Annotated in this window: 16 protein-coding genes; 6 read left to right on the forward strand and 10 right to left on the reverse strand. The window is 69.7% G+C overall.

Going from position 1 to position 18,238, the window contains the following annotated elements; genetic code table 11:
* Nucleotides 1-4 precede the first annotated feature (4 nt).
* The 3 genes from qcrA to ctaE form a co-directional block, all read right to left on the reverse strand.
* Complete coding sequence (gene qcrA, locus CIK71_RS06535) at nt 5-1,069, reverse strand: cytochrome bc1 complex Rieske iron-sulfur subunit (protein ID WP_096164387.1); 1,065 nt, start codon at nt 1,067-1,069, stop codon at nt 5-7.
* Between the two features lie 8 nt (nt 1,070-1,077).
* Nucleotides 1,078-1,878: a cytochrome bc1 complex diheme cytochrome c subunit gene (gene qcrC, locus CIK71_RS06540; RefSeq protein ID WP_096164388.1), complete on the reverse strand. Its 801-nt coding sequence runs from the start codon at nt 1,876-1,878 to the stop codon at nt 1,078-1,080.
* A gap of 91 nt (nt 1,879-1,969) precedes the next feature.
* A complete protein-coding gene (gene ctaE, locus CIK71_RS06545) occupies nt 1,970-2,701 on the reverse strand; it encodes an aa3-type cytochrome oxidase subunit III (protein ID WP_096164389.1) in 732 nt (243 codons plus the stop codon).
* A 235-nt stretch (nt 2,702-2,936) separates the two neighbouring features.
* Between ctaE and trpD the strand changes: the two genes are divergently transcribed.
* Nucleotides 2,937-4,019 (forward strand): anthranilate phosphoribosyltransferase, encoded by a 1,083-nt coding sequence (trpD, locus tag CIK71_RS06550; protein WP_096164390.1) that lies wholly within the window; start codon nt 2,937-2,939, stop codon nt 4,017-4,019.
* Between the two features lie 45 nt (nt 4,020-4,064).
* Here trpD and CIK71_RS06555 read toward each other — a convergent pair whose 3' ends face one another.
* The 3 genes from CIK71_RS06555 to CIK71_RS06565 all read right to left on the reverse strand — a co-directional run bounded on the left by CIK71_RS06555 (nt 4,065) and on the right by CIK71_RS06565 (nt 7,961).
* Nucleotides 4,065-4,346 carry an Lrp/AsnC family transcriptional regulator gene (locus tag CIK71_RS06555; RefSeq protein WP_096164391.1) on the reverse strand — a complete coding sequence of 94 codons (282 nt, stop codon included), beginning with the start codon at nt 4,344-4,346 and terminating at the stop codon, nt 4,065-4,067.
* Between the two features lie 52 nt (nt 4,347-4,398).
* A complete protein-coding gene (locus CIK71_RS06560; RefSeq protein WP_096164392.1) occupies nt 4,399-6,060 on the reverse strand; it encodes a DEDD exonuclease domain-containing protein in 1,662 nt (553 codons plus the stop codon).
* A gap of 92 nt (nt 6,061-6,152) precedes the next feature.
* Nucleotides 6,153-7,961 carry an AMP-dependent synthetase/ligase gene (locus tag CIK71_RS06565; RefSeq protein WP_096164393.1) on the reverse strand — a complete coding sequence of 603 codons (1,809 nt, stop codon included), beginning with the start codon at nt 7,959-7,961 and terminating at the stop codon, nt 6,153-6,155.
* 170 nt (nt 7,962-8,131) lie between these two features.
* On the opposite strand from CIK71_RS06565, the gene CIK71_RS06570 reads away from it, so the two are divergent.
* Nucleotides 8,132-9,067 (forward strand): ROK family glucokinase, encoded by a 936-nt coding sequence (locus CIK71_RS06570; RefSeq protein ID WP_096164394.1) that lies wholly within the window; start codon nt 8,132-8,134, stop codon nt 9,065-9,067.
* Between the two features lie 126 nt (nt 9,068-9,193).
* Here CIK71_RS06570 and CIK71_RS06575 read toward each other — a convergent pair whose 3' ends face one another.
* On the reverse strand, nt 9,194-9,766 hold the full coding sequence (locus tag CIK71_RS06575; protein ID WP_096164395.1) for a hypothetical protein: 573 nt from the start codon (nt 9,764-9,766) through the stop codon (nt 9,194-9,196).
* Nucleotides 9,763-10,548 (reverse strand): alpha/beta hydrolase, encoded by a 786-nt coding sequence (locus tag CIK71_RS06580; protein WP_096164396.1) that lies wholly within the window; start codon nt 10,546-10,548, stop codon nt 9,763-9,765. Before CIK71_RS06580 ends, CIK71_RS06575 begins: the two co-directional genes overlap by 4 nt.
* Nucleotides 10,549-10,698: 150 nt before the next feature.
* On the opposite strand from CIK71_RS06580, the gene CIK71_RS06585 reads away from it, so the two are divergent.
* Together CIK71_RS06585 and CIK71_RS06590 are read left to right on the forward strand one after the other, a co-directional pair.
* The gene (locus CIK71_RS06585; protein WP_096164397.1) at nt 10,699-11,409 is read left to right on the forward strand and encodes a lysophospholipid acyltransferase family protein; all 711 of its coding nucleotides are present in this window, start codon (nt 10,699-10,701) and stop codon (nt 11,407-11,409) included.
* A 55-nt stretch (nt 11,410-11,464) separates the two neighbouring features.
* Nucleotides 11,465-12,859, forward strand: a complete 1,395-nt coding sequence (locus CIK71_RS06590) for a class II 3-deoxy-7-phosphoheptulonate synthase (RefSeq protein WP_176485570.1) — start codon at nt 11,465-11,467, stop codon at nt 12,857-12,859.
* A 136-nt stretch (nt 12,860-12,995) separates the two neighbouring features.
* On the opposite strand, the gene CIK71_RS06595 is transcribed toward CIK71_RS06590, so the two are convergent.
* Complete coding sequence (locus tag CIK71_RS06595; protein WP_096164399.1) at nt 12,996-15,161, reverse strand: Stk1 family PASTA domain-containing Ser/Thr kinase; 2,166 nt, start codon at nt 15,159-15,161, stop codon at nt 12,996-12,998.
* Nucleotides 15,162-15,314: 153 nt separating this feature from the next.
* Here CIK71_RS06595 and CIK71_RS06600 point away from each other — a divergent pair, with 153 nt between their 5' ends.
* Entirely contained in the window at nt 15,315-15,668 is a 354-nt protein-coding gene (locus tag CIK71_RS06600; RefSeq protein WP_096164400.1) for an Rv2175c family DNA-binding protein, read from the forward strand.
* Between the two features lie 53 nt (nt 15,669-15,721).
* Here the strand turns inward: CIK71_RS06600 and CIK71_RS06605 are convergent, their stop codons facing one another.
* On the reverse strand, nt 15,722-16,852 hold the full coding sequence (locus CIK71_RS06605) for a polyprenyl synthetase family protein (protein ID WP_096164401.1): 1,131 nt from the start codon (nt 16,850-16,852) through the stop codon (nt 15,722-15,724).
* Nucleotides 16,853-17,002: 150 nt separating this feature from the next.
* On the opposite strand from CIK71_RS06605, the gene CIK71_RS06610 reads away from it, so the two are divergent.
* Nucleotides 17,003-18,220: a hypothetical protein gene (locus CIK71_RS06610; RefSeq protein WP_096164402.1), complete on the forward strand. Its 1,218-nt coding sequence runs from the start codon at nt 17,003-17,005 to the stop codon at nt 18,218-18,220.
* The last annotated feature ends 18 nt before the right edge of the window (nt 18,221-18,238 follow it).

Raw genomic sequence — 18,238 nt, forward strand, 5'->3', positions numbered from 1 at the left:
GTGATCACTTGTCCTTGTGGAGGTTCCAGAAGCTGGGACCGATCGGCTCGGGGAAGTCGCCGGAGGCGACGAGGTAGCCCTCGTCGTCGACGTCGATCGGGAGCTGGGGGAGGGGACGGTGTGCCGGCCCGAAGATCACCTTCGCGCCATCGGTGACGTCGAAGGTCGACTGGTGGCAGGGGCACAGCATGTGGTGGGTCTGCTGCTCGTAGAGCGCCACCGGGCAGCCGACGTGCGTGCAGATCTTGGAGAAGGCGAGCACGCCCTCGACGCCGTTCGCCAGGCTCTCGTCGTTCTTCGCCAGCTTCGGGTCGATGCGGACGATCACGGTGGCGGCCTTTGCACGCTCCTCCATGAAGTGCGGAGTCTCGTCGGTCAGGCCTTCGGGCATGACGTGGAAGATCGAGTTCATCGCGACGTCGGAGAGCTTGATGGGCGTGCCGTCGTGGTCGCGAGCCAGGCGCTGACCGGGGTTCTGGCCCCAGAACGTGTGGTGCAGCTTGTTGCCCGGCAGGGGGCCGAGCGTCGACAGCGGTGCGAGAACCGCGATCGGCAGCGCTGCGAGCGAGGCGACCATGGCCGTGACGATGAGGGGGCGCCGGGCGATGCCGGACTCCTCGAGGCCGTCGGTGATGATGCCGGCGGCGACCTCGCGCACCTCGTCGGAGCTGCGGATGTCGTGACGCTCTTCGACCATCTCCTCATCGGGCATCAGGGTCTTGGCCCAGTGGACCGCGGCCGCACCGATGAAGAAGACGGCGATCGCGAGACCGAGGCCCGCGACGAGGTTCGACCACCACAGGGCCTTGGGGGAGCCCTCTGCGGCGAAGATGTTCGTGCCCGTCGGGGTGACGAGGAAGTAGGCGGCGATGAAGATCGCGGTGCCCACCACGGAGAGGAGGAACATGCCGGCGACGAGTCGTTCGGCGCGCTTCTCAGCGGACCTCGAGACGTCGGCCTGGCGATGGACGTGCGGGGGGAGCCCCGGGTTCGGGAAGCCGCCACCCTCCTTGGGGGCGACGGCGGTGACCGTGCCCTCGGAGGTGGTGCCGTCGGGATTCGTGTTCATGCTCGCATTCACTTGGCCTTCGCCCCCAGCCACACGGCGCAGCCGAGGAGCAGGGACAGGATGATCGTCCAGGCGTACAGTCCCTCGGTCACGGGGCCGAGGGAGCCCAGGGAGATGCCGCCGGGGGAGCCGTTCTCCTCCAGGGCCTCCAGGTAGGTGATGACATCAAGCTTGTCCTGCGGGGACAGGTTGGTCTCGCTGAAGACAGGCATGTTCTGAGGGCCGGTGTCCATGGCCTCGTAGACGTGCTTGCCCTCGACGCCGGTGACGGCCGGTGCGAACTTGCCGCGCGTCAGGGCGCCGCCCTGACCGGCCGCGTTGTGGCACATGGCGCAGTTGATCCGGAAGATCTCTCCGCCCTTGGTGGCGTCACCCTTCGAAGTGTCGAGGTACTCCTCGTCCGGAACGGCGGGGCCGGATCCGAGGGAGGCGACGTATGCGGCGAGCTGCCGGGTCTGCTCCTCGTTCATCTGCGGGGGCTTGCGCCAGGCCTGAGCGCCCGAGGACTGCATGGGCATGCGGCCGGTGCCGACCTGGAAGTCGACGGCGGCAGCGCCCACACCGATCAGCGAGGGGCCGATCGTCGAGCCGTCTGCGTCGAGCTCGCCCTCGGCATTGCGGCCGTGGCACGTCGCGCAGTTGGCGAGGAAGAGCGCCTCGCCCTCATCGATGTCGTCCTGCGTGTACGCCTCGGCCTGGGCCGTCTGAGGCTGGAACGCGACGTACAGACCGCCGGTCGCCACCAGGGCGAGCAGAAGGATCACGAGTAGCGCCATCGGGTGATGACGACGTGCGGCGAGTGCCTTCACGGTTCGAACCTCGATTCGTGGAGGGGGCGGGCTGGGGAGGGGCGGAGACGTGGGGACGCACCAGGCGGCGGAGCCTGTGCGGGCGCGGGGCTCAGAAGATGCTCCAGTCGAAGTCGACCGGGATGAAGTGGCCGGAGGTGAACAGCGACGACAGCGGATCGAGCATGTACACGATGAAGAACAGGACGATCCAGACGACGTCGACGAAGTGCCAGTAGTACGAGATGCAGATCGCCGAGACCTGCTCGTGCTGGGTGAACTTGTCCGCGACCAGTGCCCGCATGATCACCATGAGGAAGGCGATCAGACCGCCGATCACGTGGATGCCGTGGAAGCCGGTGGCGAGGTAGAAGATCGACCCGAACGGCGTGGACGAGAGCGTGATCCCGTTGTGCACGAGCTCGGTGTACTCGTACGCCTGGCCGGACACGAAGACCGCGCCCATGATGAACGTGAGCGTGTACCACTCGATCATGCCCCAGCCCGCGACGTTGAAGATCGAGCCCTCGCGGCGCTTGCGCGGGGTGAAGGTCTTCCCGTTGGGGAAGCGGCCCTCGGCGAGGTACACGCCGATCTGGCAGGTCACGGAGCTCAGTACGAGGATCGTGGTGTTCACGAGCGCGTATCCGTGGGCGAAGTGACCTTGTCCGGTCACGAAGGTATCCGGCGCCATGGATCGCAACGTGAAGTACATCGCGAACAGACCGCCGAAGAACATCAGCTCACTGGAGAGCCAGACGATCGTGCCGATCTGCGTCGGGTTGGGGCGGCCGACCGCTGGGGCAGCGGCGGCGGGGCGCTCAGGCAGGGTCGCAGTAGTCACGTCACCATTATGTCGTGTCGTCAGAATCGGTGCGCCAGTTCACGACGTGCAGGCTCACCGCAGGGCATAGCCCCGGAAGGACGGAGCCAGCATATCCCTCCTGACGCCCTGTCACGAACCAGGACACGCTTCCTCTCTGCGCAGGTGGCCGGTGCCAGGTGCGCGTGTGATGCATCTGTGATCCGCACCGTGACCGGAACGACGTTCCCGCGCCGTGAAGTGCGATCATTCAGGCATGAGCGAGAACATCCCGACCTGGTCCACGATCACGTCGCGCCTCGTGCGCGGCGAGGATCTCGACGTCCACGAAGCCTCCTGGGCGATGGACGAGGTCATGCTCGGAAACACCACCGCCGTCCAGCTGGCCGGGTTCCTCGTGGCCCTGCAGGCGAAGGGCGTCAGCAGCGACGAGCTCGCCGCCCTGGCCGATTCGATGGTGGCCCATGCCCGACCGGTGCGCTCTCCGCAGCGCTGCATCGATATCGTCGGCACCGGGGGAGACCTCGCCAAGACGGTGAACATCTCCACGATGGCGTCGATGGTGATCGCCTCGACGGGTCGGCCGGTGGTCAAGCACGGCAACCGCGCCTCGTCGTCGAAGTCGGGGTCGGCCGACGTGCTGGAGGAGCTCGGCGTGCGTCTGGACCTCCCGATCTCCGCCGTCGAGGACCTGGTCGAGGAGATCGGCATGACCTTCCTCTTCGCCCAGGTGTTCCACCCCTCGATGCGGTTCGCCGCGGAGGCCCGCAAGGGGCTGGGCATCCCGACCGTCATGAACATCCTCGGTCCGATCACCAATCCGGCGATGCCTCGGGCGAGCGCCGTCGGGGTCGCGGACGTCACCATCGCCCCGACAGTCGCGGGCGTCTTCGCCGCGCGCGGCACGAGCGCGCTGGTCTTCCGCGGGCTGGACGGGCTGGACGAGCTGACGGTCACCGGCGAGTCCCAGGTCTGGGAGGTCCGGGGCGCAGAGGTGCGAGAGCACCTGTTGGATCCTCACCGGCTGCTCGGCCTGTCGCGTGCCGGCCACGACGCCCTCCGCGGCGGGACGGCGGCCGAGAACGCGCAGGTCGCCCGGGATCTCTTCGACGGGTCCCGCGAAGGACGCATGGAGGCGGTGCGGGATGCGGTGCTCCTGAACGCGGCGTCCGGTGTCCAGGCGTTCGACGGGATCGGGCTCGAGGCGTCCGATGGCTTCGAGGACCGCTTCGTCGTCGCCTACCGGGAGGTCGAGGCCGCGCTGGACTCCGGGCGGCCCAAGGAGCTGCTGGAGAACTGGGCGGCGGCGTCGCAGCGGGTGATGTCCTCACAGGGCTGACCGGCGCAGCGCCCGCAGTGCGGGGCGCGCCCGATCTGCTCTGGTTCAGCCCTCGATGCCCAGATCGAAGGCCGCGTCGAGATCGCTCTTGGAGTAGGTCTTGAAGGCGATGTTCGTCGTGGTGTCCCGCACGCCCTCGACCTTGCCGAGCTGGTCGGCGATGACGCCGGCGAGGTCCTCGTGGGCGCGCACCCGCACGACGGCGATCAGGTCCACGTCACCGGTGACGGAATAGACCTGCTCGATGCCGTCGATGTCGACGATCGCCTCCGCGACCTCGGGGATGCGTGCGGACTCGACGACGATCGAGACGATGGCAGTGATCATGGGAACTCCTAGGAGACGAGGCGCCGAGCGCGCCAGGACGTGTGCTCCGAGCCTATGCCCCGACGCCCGGCTGGGTCCGGGCGAAGCGTTCGGCGAGATGATCCGCGTCGAAGCGTGCGCGCGCGGGCTGTCGCCATTCGCCCTCGGTGAGGACCGTGCGCACGCCGTCCCCCTCCAGCCAGTTCAGCAGGATCTCCGCCTCCTGGTGATAGCCCTGGCACATCGGTGCGGCGAGCTCCGCCTCACCGGTGCCGGTGAGGGCCAGGGAGCGTGCGACGGCGACGGGATCGGCCTGGGCGGGCACCAGTGCGGTGCCCGAGAAGCGACCGTGGCGCACGGCGAGGATCTCCCATCCGCGACCGCCGATGACGGGTTCTGAGCTCGGCCGTGCGGCGACCAGCAGGGGCACGTCGCCGATCGCGCGCAGTCGTGCCCCACGACGTGCTGCGGTGAGGAAGCTCAGCGCGAGGCGTCGTAGCTTCTCGGCGTCCTCGTAGCGGCCGGCGTCGACGTGACGGCGCATGCGCGAGGCCACGTGGTCGAGGACGGCCCGCGGATCCTCGCGCATGGCCCGCCGCAGCTGATCGTGGTGAGCTGCCCGGGGGAGCGGCTCCCGCCCGCCGGCACGCTCGAAGGATGCCCCGCGGCCCAGCACGGCGTCGGTGAGCAGGCCTCGCAGCGGGTCCACGTCGTGACGCGAGGAGAGAGGGCCGATCTGCACCGAGCCGTCGGCTTCCGTCCGGGCGAGGCGCGCTGCGCGCAGCCCGTCCCCGCCGCTGCCGAGCCGCAGCCAGAGCGCCTTCTCGGGGGTCAGGCCGTGCCGGTTCGACGGGGGCTTCTCGGCGCCGATGATGCGCAGCTCGCGGATCGCGGCCTCGGTGGGAGTGGTGCACTCGATGATTCGGATCGACTCCGCCTGCGGGAGCATGTCCAGGACCTTGCGCCGGGTCTCCGAGGCCGTGAAATAGGTGCGCACCCGCGAGCGCAGATTGCGGGAGGTGCCCACGTAGAGCACCGCGTCCTGAGCGTCTCGGAACTGGTAGACCCCGGGGACGGAGGGGATGCTCGCCGCGAGGTGCTTCTTGCGCAGCTGGACAGGCGTGGCCCGTCGGTGCGCGGAGGACAGGTCCTCGAGGGTGGACGTGCCGGTGGGGCCCAGGCGTTCGATGATCGCGTGGAGCACGTCGACCGTCGCCCGGGCATCGGAGAGAGCGCGGTGGTCCGGGGTGATGCTCGCTCCGACATGGGCGGCGAGGGTCGAGAGCTTGTGGTCGCGCACCTCGTCACGTCGGAACACGGTGCGGGCGAGCGCCAGGGTGTCCAGCACTGCGGGCCTCGGCCAGCCGATCTCGCAGCGGGCGGCCTGTGCCGTGAGGAAGGAGATGTCGAAGCGCGCGTTGTGGGCGACGAGGGCGGCATCGCCGACGAAGTCGAGGAACATCGGCAGCACCGTGGTGATCGGCGGCGCCCCGGCGACCGAGGCGTCCGTGATGCCGGTGAGCGAGGCGATGTAGGCCGGGATCGGTCGTTCAGGATCCACGAACGTGCGGAACTCCCCGAGCACCTCGCCGGCCCGCACCTTGACGGCGCCGATCTCGGTGATCGCGTCGGCCGAGGGATCCGTCCCGGTGGTCTCGAGGTCGACCACGACGAGGGTCGCGTCCATCAAGGGGGTGCCGAGATCATCGAAGCTCAGCTGGCGGCGCGCGGACATGCCCGCAGACTATGACGCGGCCCCGACACCTGAGCTCCTGACGCGTGGTGCGCGTGGTCACCCAGGTGCCGGGACCGGCACGGCGGAGCGGATCAGCTCGTGGGCTTGGGTCGCGAATAGATCTTCTCGATGACCGGGGCGAGATCCTTGACGACCACGTTGCGCTTGAGCTTCAGCGACGGGGTCAGATAGCCGTTCTCCTCGGTGAAGTCCGAGTCGATGACCTCGAAGGCGCGGATCGACTCCGCCTTGGAGACGGACCGGTTGGCCTTGTCGACGACGGTCTGCACCTCGGCGAGCACCCGCTCGTCCTGGGCGGCCTCGGAGATGCTCATCTCGGGCAGCGAGTTGTTCTTCAACCAGGTGGGAAGCATCTCGGCATCGAGAGTGAGGATCGCGGCGACGAACGGCTTCTGGTCACCGATGACCACGCACTGGCTGACCAGCGGATGAGATCGCAGCTGGTCCTCGAGCTGCGCCGGGGAGATGTTCTTCCCGCCGGCGGTCACGATGACCTCCTTGGTGCGTCCCGTGATCGTCAGCGCGCCCTGCTCGTCCAGGGACCCGAGGTCGCCGGTGCGGAACCAGCCGTCCTGCAGAGCCTCGGCGGTGGCCTCGGGGTTGTGGTGATAACCGGCGAAGACCATGACGCCCTTGACGAGGATCTCGCCGTTGTCGTCGATCGCGACGGTGGACCCCGGCAGCGGTGGGCCCACGGTTCCGGGCTCGACCGCCCAGGGCAGGTTCACGCAGACCGGCGCGGTGGTCTCCGTGAGCCCGTACCCCTCGAGCACCGTCACCCCGATACCGCGGAAGAAGTGGGCCAGGCGCGCACCCAGCGGTGCGCCGCCGGAGACCGCCCAGCGGACGTCGCCGCCCATGGCCTCTCGTAGCTTCCCGTAGACCAGCTTATCGAACAGCGCATGCTTCGCCTTCAGGCCGAACGGCACCTTCCCCGCGCTCTGCGCGAGGGAATAGGCGATCGCCGCGTCGGACGCGGCGGTGAAGATCTTGCCGCGGCCCCCGGCGATGGCCTTCGCCTCGGCCCCGTTGTAGACCTTCTCGAACACGCGCGGCACGGCGAGCAGGAAGGTCGGCTTGAATGCGGCCAGATCCGGCAGCAGGTTCTTGGTGTCCGGGGTGAAGGCCGTGGTGACGGGCCACGAGGCGGCCAGCACGGTGATCAGCCGAGCGAAGACGTGCGCGAGGGGCAGGAACATCAGCAGGCGCGATCCCGGGGGCAGCACCTGCTCACCCAGGAGGTTCAGGGCGCTGCGGGAGGTGTCCACGAAGTTCCCGTGGGTCAGCTCGGCGCCCTTGGGGCGTCCGGTCGTGCCGGAGGTGTAGATGATCGTGGCGACGTCGTCGAGGGTGCGCGAGGTGCGGCGCGCTTCGAGGTCGTCGTCGCTGACGTCCGCTCCGCGCGCGGTGAGCTCCTGGATGATGCCGTCGTCGATGACACCGATGTGCTCGAGCGCAGGCAGCTCGCTGCGCACGGACTCCATGTCCTCCCGGTGGCGGGTGGCCTCCACGATCGCGAAGCGCGCGTTGGTGTCCGAGGCGATCCACTGGATCTGGCTGGGAGAGGACGTCTCGTAGATCGGGACGCTGACCCCGCCCGCCCACCAGACGGCCCAGTCGGCCAGCGTCCACTCGTAGCGGGTGCGGGAGAGGATCGCGACGACGTCCCCGGACTCCACGCCGGAGGCGATCAGCCCCTTCGCGACCTGCTTGACCTCGGCGATGAAGTCAGCAGTGGACAGGGGCACGTAGCGGCCGTCGGACTGTGCGAGCTCATAGATCGGGACTGACTTGTCCGCACGCAGACGCCCCAGCAGGAGGTCCGTCGTATTCTCGTCTGCGCGGCTCTCGTGCTGCGGAGCCGTGGTGAACTGCTTCATCGAATCTCCTTCGATCCGGGAAGGGGCGCGATCCCGGAATACCGGAGGCCTGCCCGGAAGCGCTGGTCGGGTGGGGACGATCCTACGCCAGCGCCAATTACGATGGGTACGACGAGCTGGGAACCAGACACTGGAAACGACCTGATCACCTGTGATCGAGAAGGAGCGGCATGCTCTCCATCGGAGTGGACATCGGCGGCACGAAGATCGCAGCGGGAGTGGTCGACGAGGGCGGCGAGATCATCGCTGCGACGACCCGCAGCACGCCGGCGACGGATCCTGAGCTGATCGAGGCGGGAGTCGCCGACGCGGTCGCGGAGCTGCGCGCGCACCACGACGTGGTCGGCATCGGTGTGGGGGCGGCCGGCTTCGTCGGCGCGGACCGGCGCACGGTGAAGTTCGCCGCGAACCTCGCATGGCGTCAGCGGCCGCTGGCCGATCAGCTCGAGCGTCTGGCCGATCTCCCGGTCGTGATCGAGAACGACGCGAATGCCGCCGGCTGGGCCGAGTACCGCTTCGGTGCCGCGACCGAGGCGAAGCACATGCTCATGATGACCGTCGGCACCGGGCTCGGCGGCGCGATCGTCCTGGACGGTCAGCTGATCCGCGGCGGGGACGGCTTCGCCGGCGAGGTCGCCCACATGACGGCGGTCCCGGACGGCCAATGGTGCGGCTGCGGGCGCAAGGGCTGCCTCGAGCAGTACACGTCGGGCACGGCGCTGGTGCGCACCGCCAAGCATCGGGCGAGTGCCGGGGACTCGCTGATGGGGCCGCTGGTGCAGGCCGCCGGTGGAGATCGGGAGGAGATCGACGGCCCCCTCATCACCCGCCTCGCGCAGGAGGGCGATCCCGGCTCCCGCGAGCTGATCGCGGAGCTCGGCTCCTGGCTGGGTCTGGGAGTCTCCTCCATCTCCGCCCTGCTGGATCCCGACATGATCGTCGTCGGCGGAGGCGTCGTCGCCGCCGGGGACCTGCTGCTGGATCCCGCGCGCAGGTCCTACGGGGCGAACCTCACCGCTCGCGCGCACCGCAGCCTGGCGCCTTTCGTCGCGGCGAGCATGGGCAACCGCGCCGGGATCGTCGGCGCAGCGGATCTCGCACGCTGAGGCGCTCCGCGCCGCACGCCGAGGCAGTCCTGGTCGCCTGGTCCGCCGGCCCGGACCGGTCCTGCGACCCGGACCGGCGTCGCCGGCCAGGGCTCTCGGACCGGCAAGGTCGCTCGGACCGGCCGCTCAGAGCTGCGCGCCGTTGTCGTCCTCATCGCGAGTGCGCGGAGCCTGCAGCAGCAGCGAGATGACGCCGCCGAGAGAGGCGAGGGCGCCCAGCCATCCCAGGACCGACGGCAGCGCGACCGTCACGGACACCGCGATCAGCAGCAGCACCCCACCGATCAGAGCGGTCCAGGACCACAGGGTGCGGGAGGACATCTGCGGGAAGTCCGGGTCGGGCTGCTCGAAGTCGCCGTAGAGCACCTCGTCGTCGTCGAGCTCCCGGGGTCCCGCCGAGCCCCGGATGCCGGCTGTCGGGTCGGACAGTCCAGCAGCCGGATGCGCAGCACGGGAACGGGCCCGGGATTCTTCGCTCGGAGGCTCGGGCGGGGAATCCGCGCTGAACGGCCACTCGTCGTCGTCGGCCGAGGGCGACCCGGGGGAGAGACTCTGTGGGGAGGAGGCCGGTGCCGCCGGTTCACGAGGCGCGTCCCCGGGCCGCAGGACGACGCCCTCGCCTTCGAGCATGCGGGCGAACTCGGCATCGACGTCACGACGTCCGCCGGCATCGCGCGGCTCGTGGGGCTCGGTGTTCATCGCGGGCCTCCTTCGGCTCCCGGGGGAGAGGACATCTGCTGCTCGAGGAACCGGGCGGAGGTGTCGAACAGAAGCTGTGCGTCATGGTCCAGCGTGGCCAGATGATAGCTGCGCGTCAGCGCAAGACGCTCGACGGGACCGGAGACACCGGCCGCGACGATGTCGCTGTCCGTCGGGGGCACCGTGTGGTCCTGGCTCGAGGTGGCCAGCAGGAGTGGTGCGGTGACAGCTCCGAGACCGGCGCGGGTCGTGCGGAAGAGCCGGCGCAGCTGACCGACGGAGCGCAGCGGCATCCGGTCGTAGGCCTCCTCGGAGACTCCCTGCTTCGCGATGTCGGAGCCGATCCCGGGCAGCGTGCGCACGACCGGAGCGATCAGATCGGCGGCGACGGCCAGGGGAGGCAGCGTCATCCCGGGGTTCACCGCGACCAACGCCCCGATACGTCCGTGCAGATCCGGATCCTGGGCGAGGGCCAATGTGAGCGCGCCCCCCATCGAGAGCCCGCCCACCGCGATCCTGCCGTGCTCCTCGGACAGGGCCAGTGCCGCCTCCCGGAGACGGTCGTACCAGTCCTCTCGCCGCGAGGTGCTCATGTGCTGCCAGGTGGAGCCATGGCCGGGCAGCAGGGGCAGATCGACGACCCATCCTCGGTCCGCATGATCCTGCGCCCAGGGACGCATCGACTGCGGCGAGCCGGTGAAGCCATGGCACAGGAGCAGAGCCCCTCGGGGGTTAGAGTGACCCCGCGCGCTCCACGGGCGGGACAGTTCGCTGAACGCCATGGGTACATCGTCGCACCCGCGCGCACATGCTTCGTCCCCGTTCCGGTCCTGTCCGTGTCCCCCTGTCGTCCCCGCTCCGTCCCGCTCCCTTGCTCACCGCCCTGCGACCGCGCCGCTGCCGCGCCGAGCGCACACCCCCAGGAGACCGCCGTGCTGTACGAGATCGCCAAACCTTTCGTGATGGGCGTGGTGAGGGTGGTCTGGGATCCGACCATCGAGGGACGCGAGCACATTCCGGAGACCGGGGCCGTCATCCTCGCCTCCAACCATCATTCCTACGCCGACACGGTCTTCCTTCCCGGACAGGTGCGTCGCACCGTGCACTTCCTGGGGAAGTCCGACATCTTCACCGGCGCCTCCCCGTGGAACCGGGTGGCCGCCTCGATCATGCGCGGGCTGCATGTGATGCCGGTGGATCGCACCGGGGGCAGCGCCGCGAGCTCGGCGATCGCGGGGGCCCTGGCCGTGCTCGAGGCCGGCGAGATCCTCGGCATCTACCCGGAGGGCACCCGCAGTCCGGACGGTCGGCTCTACCGGGGGAAGACCGGCGTCGCCCGGGTCGCGCTCGCCACCGGGGCGCCGATCGTCCCGGTCGCGATGCTCGGTGTCCATGAGGCCCATCAGGGCCGGAAGTACCTGCCACGGCGTCGGCCCCGGATCCGGGTCGTGGTGGGGAAGCAGGTGGACGCCCGGTCGGTGGCGCTGTCCCTCGGCGCGGCCGACGAGGGCACCGTCCTGCGTGCGGTCACGGACCACGTCATGGACCGCATCCAGGAGCTGTCGGGCCAGGAGCGCACCGAGGAGTACGCGGCGGACGTCAAGCGCCGGCTGCGCGAGGCATCGGCACGGCGCGAGGTGTGATCCCGTCCACTGGATCCTGTCCTCCCCATCGCGAACCACTGCGTACCCTGTGGGGGTGACCCAGTACAGCCCCGATGCCCCCGCCCGCGCTCACGATTTCTCCCTGTCCTCGGCCGACGACGGCCTGGCAGCACTCGGCGCATGGCGCGAGTATCCGAGGGTGCAGCAGCCGGTATGGCCCGATGAGGCCGTGCGCTCGGAGGTCTTCGATGATCTGCGGGCGGCTCCGCCGCTGGTGTTCGCCGGCGAGGTCGACGTGCTCCGCGAGCGTGTTGCCTCGGCGGCGCGGGGCGAGGCCTTCCTGCTCGCCGGCGGCGACTGCGCCGAGACCTTCGCCGACTCCACGGCCGATCGCATCCGCAACAAGATCCGCACGATCCTGCAGATGTCGGCCGTGCTCACCTACGGTGCCTCCGTCCCGGTGGTGAAGATGGGACGGATGGCCGGCCAGTTCGCCAAGCCCCGCTCCGGCGACGAGGAGACCCGTGACGGCATCACCCTGCCGACCTACCGCGGCGATGCCGTCAACGCCCATGCCTTCACGCCCGAGGCCCGCAATCCCGACCCGCATCGCCTGTGGAAGACCTACACCACCAGCGCGAGCACCCTGAACCTGCTGCGCGCCTTCACCGGCGGCGGTTTCGCCGATCTGCGCCAGGTCCACTCCTGGAACCGCGGCTTCACCTCGGGCGCGGGCTACGACCGCTATGAGGAGCTCGCCGGTCAGATCGACAAGGCGATCCGCTTCATGGAGGCGATCGGTGCGGACTTCGACGCCCTCAAGGTGGTCGAGTTCTACGCCTCCCACGAGGCTCTGCTGCTGGACTACGAAGAAGCGCTGTCACGGATCGACTCCCGCACCGGAGAGATCTACGGCTGCTCCGGGCACTTCCTGTGGGTCGGCGAGCGCACCCGCCAGCTCGACGGCGCGCACGTGGACTTCATGGCCCGCCTGCGCAACCCGATCGGGGTCAAGCTCGGCCCGACCGCCACGGTCGACGACGCGCTGAGGCTCGTCGACAAGCTCGATCCCGAGCGCGAGCCAGGTCGCCTGACCTTCATCACGCGTATGGGCGCCGGCAAGATCCGCGACCGCCTGCCTGCCCTGGTGGAGGGAGTGCGCGACTCCGGCGCCCAGGTCGCCTGGGTCACCGACCCGATGCACGGCAACACGATCACCTCGTCCAACGGGTACAAGACCCGGCGCTTCGAGGACATCCTCGACGAGGTCGTCGGATTCTTCGAGGTCCATCAGGCACTGGGCACGATCCCGGCCGGCCTGCACATGGAGCTCACCGGCGACGACGTCACCGAGGTGCTCGGCGGTGCCGGGGAGATCGACGAGGAGGGTCTGACGCGTCGCTACGAGACGCTCGTGGATCCCCGGCTCAACCATCAGCAGTCGCTCGAACTCGCCTTCCTGGTCGCGGAGATGCTCTCCCGCCGCTGAGCAGCTCGCTCACGAGATCACCCCGGCACCGCACGCAGTGCCGGGGTGATCTCGTGCAGCAAGTGCGTGGTACCGCAAATGCGTCCGTCGTGCGTCGTGCGAGGTGCGAGGTGCGAGGTGGTGCCTGGGCGCCGGCTCAGAAGACCGTGATCGTGATGGCCGAACCCTTCGCGAGCTCCGCACCGGCCTCGGCGGACTGCTCGTAGACGAGGCCGAACACCGGCTCGCCCCGATCATGCTTCACGGTGACGTCGAATCCTGCGGCCTCCAGCGTCTTCTTCGCATCGGCCTCTGGCTTCTGGAAGACGTCGGGGACCTTGACCATCTCAGGCCCCAGCGAGGTCACCAGGGCGACGGTGTCGCCCCGATGGCCGGTGCCGGAGGCGGGGGACTGCGAGATGACGTTCCCGGAGGGCACATCAGCGGAATGCGCGCTGGAACTCGTCACGGTGAAGCCGGCCGATTCGAGGGCGGTGCGTGCTGTCTTGCCGTTCGCGCCGGTCTGATCGGGGATCGTGATCGGCTGACGGCCCTGGGAGACGACCACATGCACCTCCCCGCCCTCGGGCAGTGCATCGGCGTCCTGGGACTGGCTGATGACCTGCCCGGCGGGGACCTCCTCCGAGTACTCCGGGTCGTCCTCGACCAGCTCGAGCCCCTGGTCCTCCACCGCAGCGCGCGCCTCCTCGACGTCCGTGCCCTCGACCTCGGGAACGGGGAAGGTCTGCACGCCCTTGGAGACGACGAGCTCGACATGGTCGCCCTTCTTCACCGCGGCTCCGGCCGACGGGGAAGCGGAGATGACGTGGCCCGCGGGCACCGTGTCATCGAACCGCTCCTCGGTGCGGACGCTAAGGTCGGCGGCGTCGAGGATGGACTCGGCATCGGTCAGCTGGGTGCCGGCGAGGACGGGGATCGTCCGATCGGCTCCCGGGCCGGTGTTGAAATACCAGTCGCCGCCGGTCCAGGCGCCCGCACCGAGCGCTGCGACCAGGCTCAGCGTGGCGAGCAGCGCCATCGGAGCGGAGCGGCGTCGGGACGACGCCGGCAGATGCCGGCCGCGGCGTGCGCGCGGAGCGCGGACCACGACCGTGCGTGACGCGGAGTCCTGGTCGTTGTCGTCCCGGTGCTTCTCGCGCTCGGTCTCCTCGACCTCGGTGCTCTCCGCCTCTGCGAGGTCCTCGCCTTCCGTCTCGTCGCCGACGGGGAGCCTCTGGGCGGAGCCGGGACCGGTGGGGTCAGCGGCGTCGCTGTCGGACGCCGCCTGTTCCGGGCGCGCGGCGTCCTCCTGCGCGGAGTCCTCCGGGGTGTGCCCGGCCAGGAGACCAGGCGGGAACGCGCGAGGGTCCGAGGAGAGTTCGGCGACGACCTCATCGAGATGGGAGGTCGGGCGCACCACGTCGGAGGTGTCGGTGTCCTCGCGGGTCGTGGGGCGGGAGTCCAGCACGGCGGCCGGGAGCGTCTTGTGGAGTTCGCGCACGGCCCGCAGCAGGTCCGTCGCAGTCGCTGGGCGCTGCTCGACCTTCCTCGCCGCTGCCCAGGTGACCAAGGAATCGAGCTCCCGAGGGATCCCCGTGACGACGGTCGACGGGGCGGGGATGTCTTCGTGGACATGCTGGAAGGCGACGTGCACGGGCTGTTCGCCGCGGAAGGGCTGGCGGCCGGTCAGCATCTCGAAGAGCACGACGCCGAGGGAATAGAGGTCGCTGCGCTCGTCGCTGTGACCGCGCGTGACCACCTCCGGACTGATGTAGGCGACCGTTCCCAGCAGAGTCGAGCTGGCGGAGGAGTTGCTCGCTCCGATCGCGCGGGCCAGTCCGAAATCCGCGACCTTCGCGGTGCCGTGCTCGTCGATCAGGATGTTCTCGGGCTTGATGTCGCGGTGCACGATGCCAGCGGCGTGGGCGGCGACCAGCGCTTCGAGCACCTGGGCGGTGATGTCCAGGGTGTCCGCGAGGGTGAGGGTGTGCTGCTCGACGATCCGGGCACGCAGGGTCTCGCCCTCGACCAGCTCCATGGCAAGGTAGATGCGGTCATCGTCCGCACCCTGATCGAAGACGCCGACGACATTGCGGTGCGCCAGGCGTGCTGCGGCGCGTGCCTCCCTGCCGAAGCGACGACGGAAATCCTCGTCCATCGCGAGGTGAGGATGCATGATCTTCAGCGCGACCACGCGGTCCAGCCGTTCGTCGTGGCCGCGGTGGACGGTCGCCATTCCGCCGCGCGCAATGGGCTCCTCGACCCGGTAGCGGTCATCGAGGAGCAGGCTGATGCCGGGGGAAGTCGACGTCGCCGCGCTCACCCTGTCAATCTAAGCCGCGGTGGCGGGCAGACCCGGCACCGACACACTGAGAGCGCGCGCGTCGACCGTGATCGGGTGTGACGTGAGGCGGACGAAGGCGATGGGGGACGCCCAGAGGTGCGCGGCGGGACCGGTGCATGGCACTCTGGAGGCGTGAATGCCCTCGACGAACTCATCACCGACTGGTTGAACCTCCCCGATGTCGCCCTGCAGCTGGACCTCGAGGTCTCGCGTGTGCGCCGTCTCATCGAAGACGGGGAACTCGTCTCCGTGCGCCGAGGCGATCCCGAGGTGCGCATGGTTCCCGCGGAGATGCTCACGGAGAACGGCATCGCGCCGCACCTCCGGGGGACGATCACGCTCCTGCGCGACGGTGGTTTCGACGATGTCGAGCTGCTGACGTGGCTCTTCACCGAGGACGAGACCCTCCCGGGACGCCCGATCGATCAGCTGCGCCAGGGTCAGCGGGGAGAAGTGCGCCGTCGGGCGCAGGCGCTCGCCCTGTGAGCCCGTCGCCCGCTCCTGTCGCCGCCTGCACGCCGTATCGCGCGGAGAGATGATCAGGACCGGAGCGAGCTGAGCTCGGTCGCGAGCTCAGCCAGCTGCGACAGGCCCGTACGGCCCAGCAGACCGAGTCGCGCCTCTGCGAGCAGCGTCTGCCCCAGTTCTGCCCGCGTGCGGATCTCGTCGGCCACCGCACGCACCGCACCGGTGGAGGCCATCAGCTCGTGCACCTCGGCGATCTGGGCCGCGGTGGCTCCGGGGTTGCCGACGACCTGCGCCAGCAGACCGCGGCCGGCATCGTCCGACGCGGACTCCGTGCGCGCCAGCAGCACCGTGCGCTTGCCCTCGACGATGTCCCCGCCGATCGGCTTACCCGTCTCGTCCTGATCCCCGACGACGCTCAGCAGGTCATCGCGCAGCTGGAACGCGGTCCCCACCTCGATCGCCCAGTCCGAGAGCTGCCCGAGGACGGCGTCGCTCGCGCCCATCAGCGCAGCGCCGATGCGCACCGGCCGCAGCACCGTGTACGGGACCGTCTTCCAACGGATCACCGACAGGGCGGCCTGCTCGGCATCCGGTGAGGACTCGTAGCCCCCTGCCTGGTGAAGGATGTCCAGGAACTGGCCCGACATGACCTCGGTGCGCAGGGCGTCGAACTCATCGCGAGCGCGAGCCGTGCCGGAGAGGTCGCCGCGGACTCCGGAGGCGACCTGTTCGGCCCAGCTCAGCGCGAGATCGCCCTGCACGATCGCGGTGGCGATCCCGAAGTCCTCCGCGGAGCCGACGAGTCCGGCCTCACGGTGACGGGTCGCGGCCTCGACATGGAGGGACGGACGGCCGCGGCGCACGGGGGAGTGGTCGATGACGTCGTCGTGCATGAGCGCGGCGGCCTGGACCAGCTCGATCGCTGCACCGCAGCGGGCGAGGGAATCGATCTCCTCGTCCGTGGGCTCGCGACCGAGGGCCGCGACACCGCCCCAGAAGCAGAAGCGCGGACGCAGGAGCTTCCCGCCCTCGAGGTAACCGGCGACGGAGTCCACCAGTTCTGCGGTCTCCGGTGAGATGGTCGCCAGGTGCTGGCGCCGCGTCGAGAGTGCCTCGTCCGTGATCGCCCTGACCCCCCGGACCAGGGCGTCGTCGAGCACGCGGAGGCTCTCGGCGCTCGGCAGCGCGTCGTCGGCAGGCATCAGGACTCCTTTTCCTCGGTACCCAGGGATCCTCCCACGACCACCTGATCGGCCGGGGCCCGCTCCGGCACCTTTCCTCCACAGGCCGTGCCGGTCCCCACTCCGGGTCCGGCACTGTTCGGCACGTGCACGGGGCACGAAGGTCGGTGCATGTCGACCAACACCTCATCCAGCATCCCTTCGGCAGGGTCCGGACGCCGGGTCCTGCACACCGACGACCCCTCGGAGTTCCTCGCCGAGACGCGCATCAGCCTGAAGCAGGCGCCCACCGACTGCCTGATCCTCCTGGGCCACGGGGGCCACGGGGGCCACGGGGGCTACGGGGGCCACGGCGGTCACGAGGTCGTTCCCGTCGTGACGACCTCGAGCCTGTCGGATCTCTTCGCCGACGACCGCATGACCCACCTGCAAACGCTCCTGGGCATGCTGCTGGACAAGGGCATGACACGCGGTGCGGCCATGCTCGTGCTCGGGGACGGGTACGAGGAGATCGCCCCGGACCTGGTGGAGGACATCACGATCCTGTCCGCCTCCCGACTCCTGCTGACCGCATCGAGCCTCCTGCCCGACCCGTTCCCCCTCGACGCCGTCTGGGTGGTGGGCAACAGCGAGGGCCGCCGTGTGCTGCTGGGATCACCGGACGGGGACGGGGAGAGGATCCTCGTCTCACCGCCACGACCCCTTCGCGACTTCGCCGAGACCCGCGCAGCGGCGGGGGAGGTGTACACCGGGCGCCTCGTACCGCTGCAGGGCGACCGTCGCGCTGCCGTCGGTCGACTCGAAGCGGTGCCCCGCTCCCTGCGCCTGGAGCGCACCGGGCTCGCTGCGCGCTGCGATCCCGGTACCCTCTTCGCCGAGGCCCGTGGCGCACTGGGACGCTTGCAGGCGTCCTCCCGAGGTCCGGAGGCGCCCGGCTTCGTGACGGACTGTGAACGGGTCGCCTCGCTGCTGTCCGCGGTCGCGGTGGACCGCCTCCATTGGGAACTGCTGGCGCAGTGCGTGGATCTCGGGAACGCCGCCACGATCGACCGCGAGGAGCTCCTGCAGCTGCTCGTGCGCGACGGTTCTTGGCGCCCACATGAGGACGTCTGTGCAGGTGGGAGCTGGTATGAAGCGCTCAGCACGCTCCGCGAGATCGCGCGTGGTGCCATGACGGAGCTGCCGATCGCGCAGCGCGGCATCGCCCGTGAGGCGTGGCGCGGTCTCACCGCGATGCTGGTGATCCTCTCCTGGTGGAATCACCGCTTCTCCACCGGTGGCTGCTTCGTCGATGAGCTCTGGGAGCGTGAACCGGAGTCGTCTCTGGCACCCTTGCTGGCACGTATGACCGACACGCCGATCTTTCCGGCCTGGTGGCCCAGCACCTGACCCCAGGACCGCTGTCGC

Origin of the sequence: Brachybacterium alimentarium, assembly GCF_002332425.1 — a bacterium.
GTDB lineage: Bacteria > Actinomycetota > Actinomycetes > Actinomycetales > Dermabacteraceae > Brachybacterium > Brachybacterium alimentarium.

Excerpts from the sequence above, each read along its gene's own strand:
- qcrA (WP_096164387.1), bottom strand. The coding sequence starts at position 1,069 with ATGAACACGAATCCCGACGGCACCACCTCCGAGGGCACGGTCACCGCC.
- trpD (WP_096164390.1), top strand. The coding sequence starts at position 2,937 with ATGAGCGAGAACATCCCGACCTGGTCCACGATCACGTCGCGCCTCGTG.
- CIK71_RS06555 (WP_096164391.1), bottom strand. The coding sequence starts at position 4,346 with ATGATCACTGCCATCGTCTCGATCGTCGTCGAGTCCGCACGCATCCCC.
- CIK71_RS06560 (WP_096164392.1), bottom strand. The coding sequence starts at position 6,060 with ATGTCCGCGCGCCGCCAGCTGAGCTTCGATGATCTCGGCACCCCCTTG.
- CIK71_RS06565 (WP_096164393.1), bottom strand. The coding sequence starts at position 7,961 with ATGAAGCAGTTCACCACGGCTCCGCAGCACGAGAGCCGCGCAGACGAG.
- CIK71_RS06570 (WP_096164394.1), top strand. The coding sequence starts at position 8,132 with ATGCTCTCCATCGGAGTGGACATCGGCGGCACGAAGATCGCAGCGGGA.
- CIK71_RS06575 (WP_096164395.1), bottom strand. The coding sequence starts at position 9,766 with ATGAACACCGAGCCCCACGAGCCGCGCGATGCCGGCGGACGTCGTGAC.
- CIK71_RS06580 (WP_096164396.1), bottom strand. The coding sequence starts at position 10,548 with ATGGCGTTCAGCGAACTGTCCCGCCCGTGGAGCGCGCGGGGTCACTCT.
- CIK71_RS06605 (WP_096164401.1), bottom strand. The coding sequence starts at position 16,852 with ATGCCTGCCGACGACGCGCTGCCGAGCGCCGAGAGCCTCCGCGTGCTC.
- CIK71_RS06610 (WP_096164402.1), top strand. The coding sequence starts at position 17,003 with ATGTCGACCAACACCTCATCCAGCATCCCTTCGGCAGGGTCCGGACGC.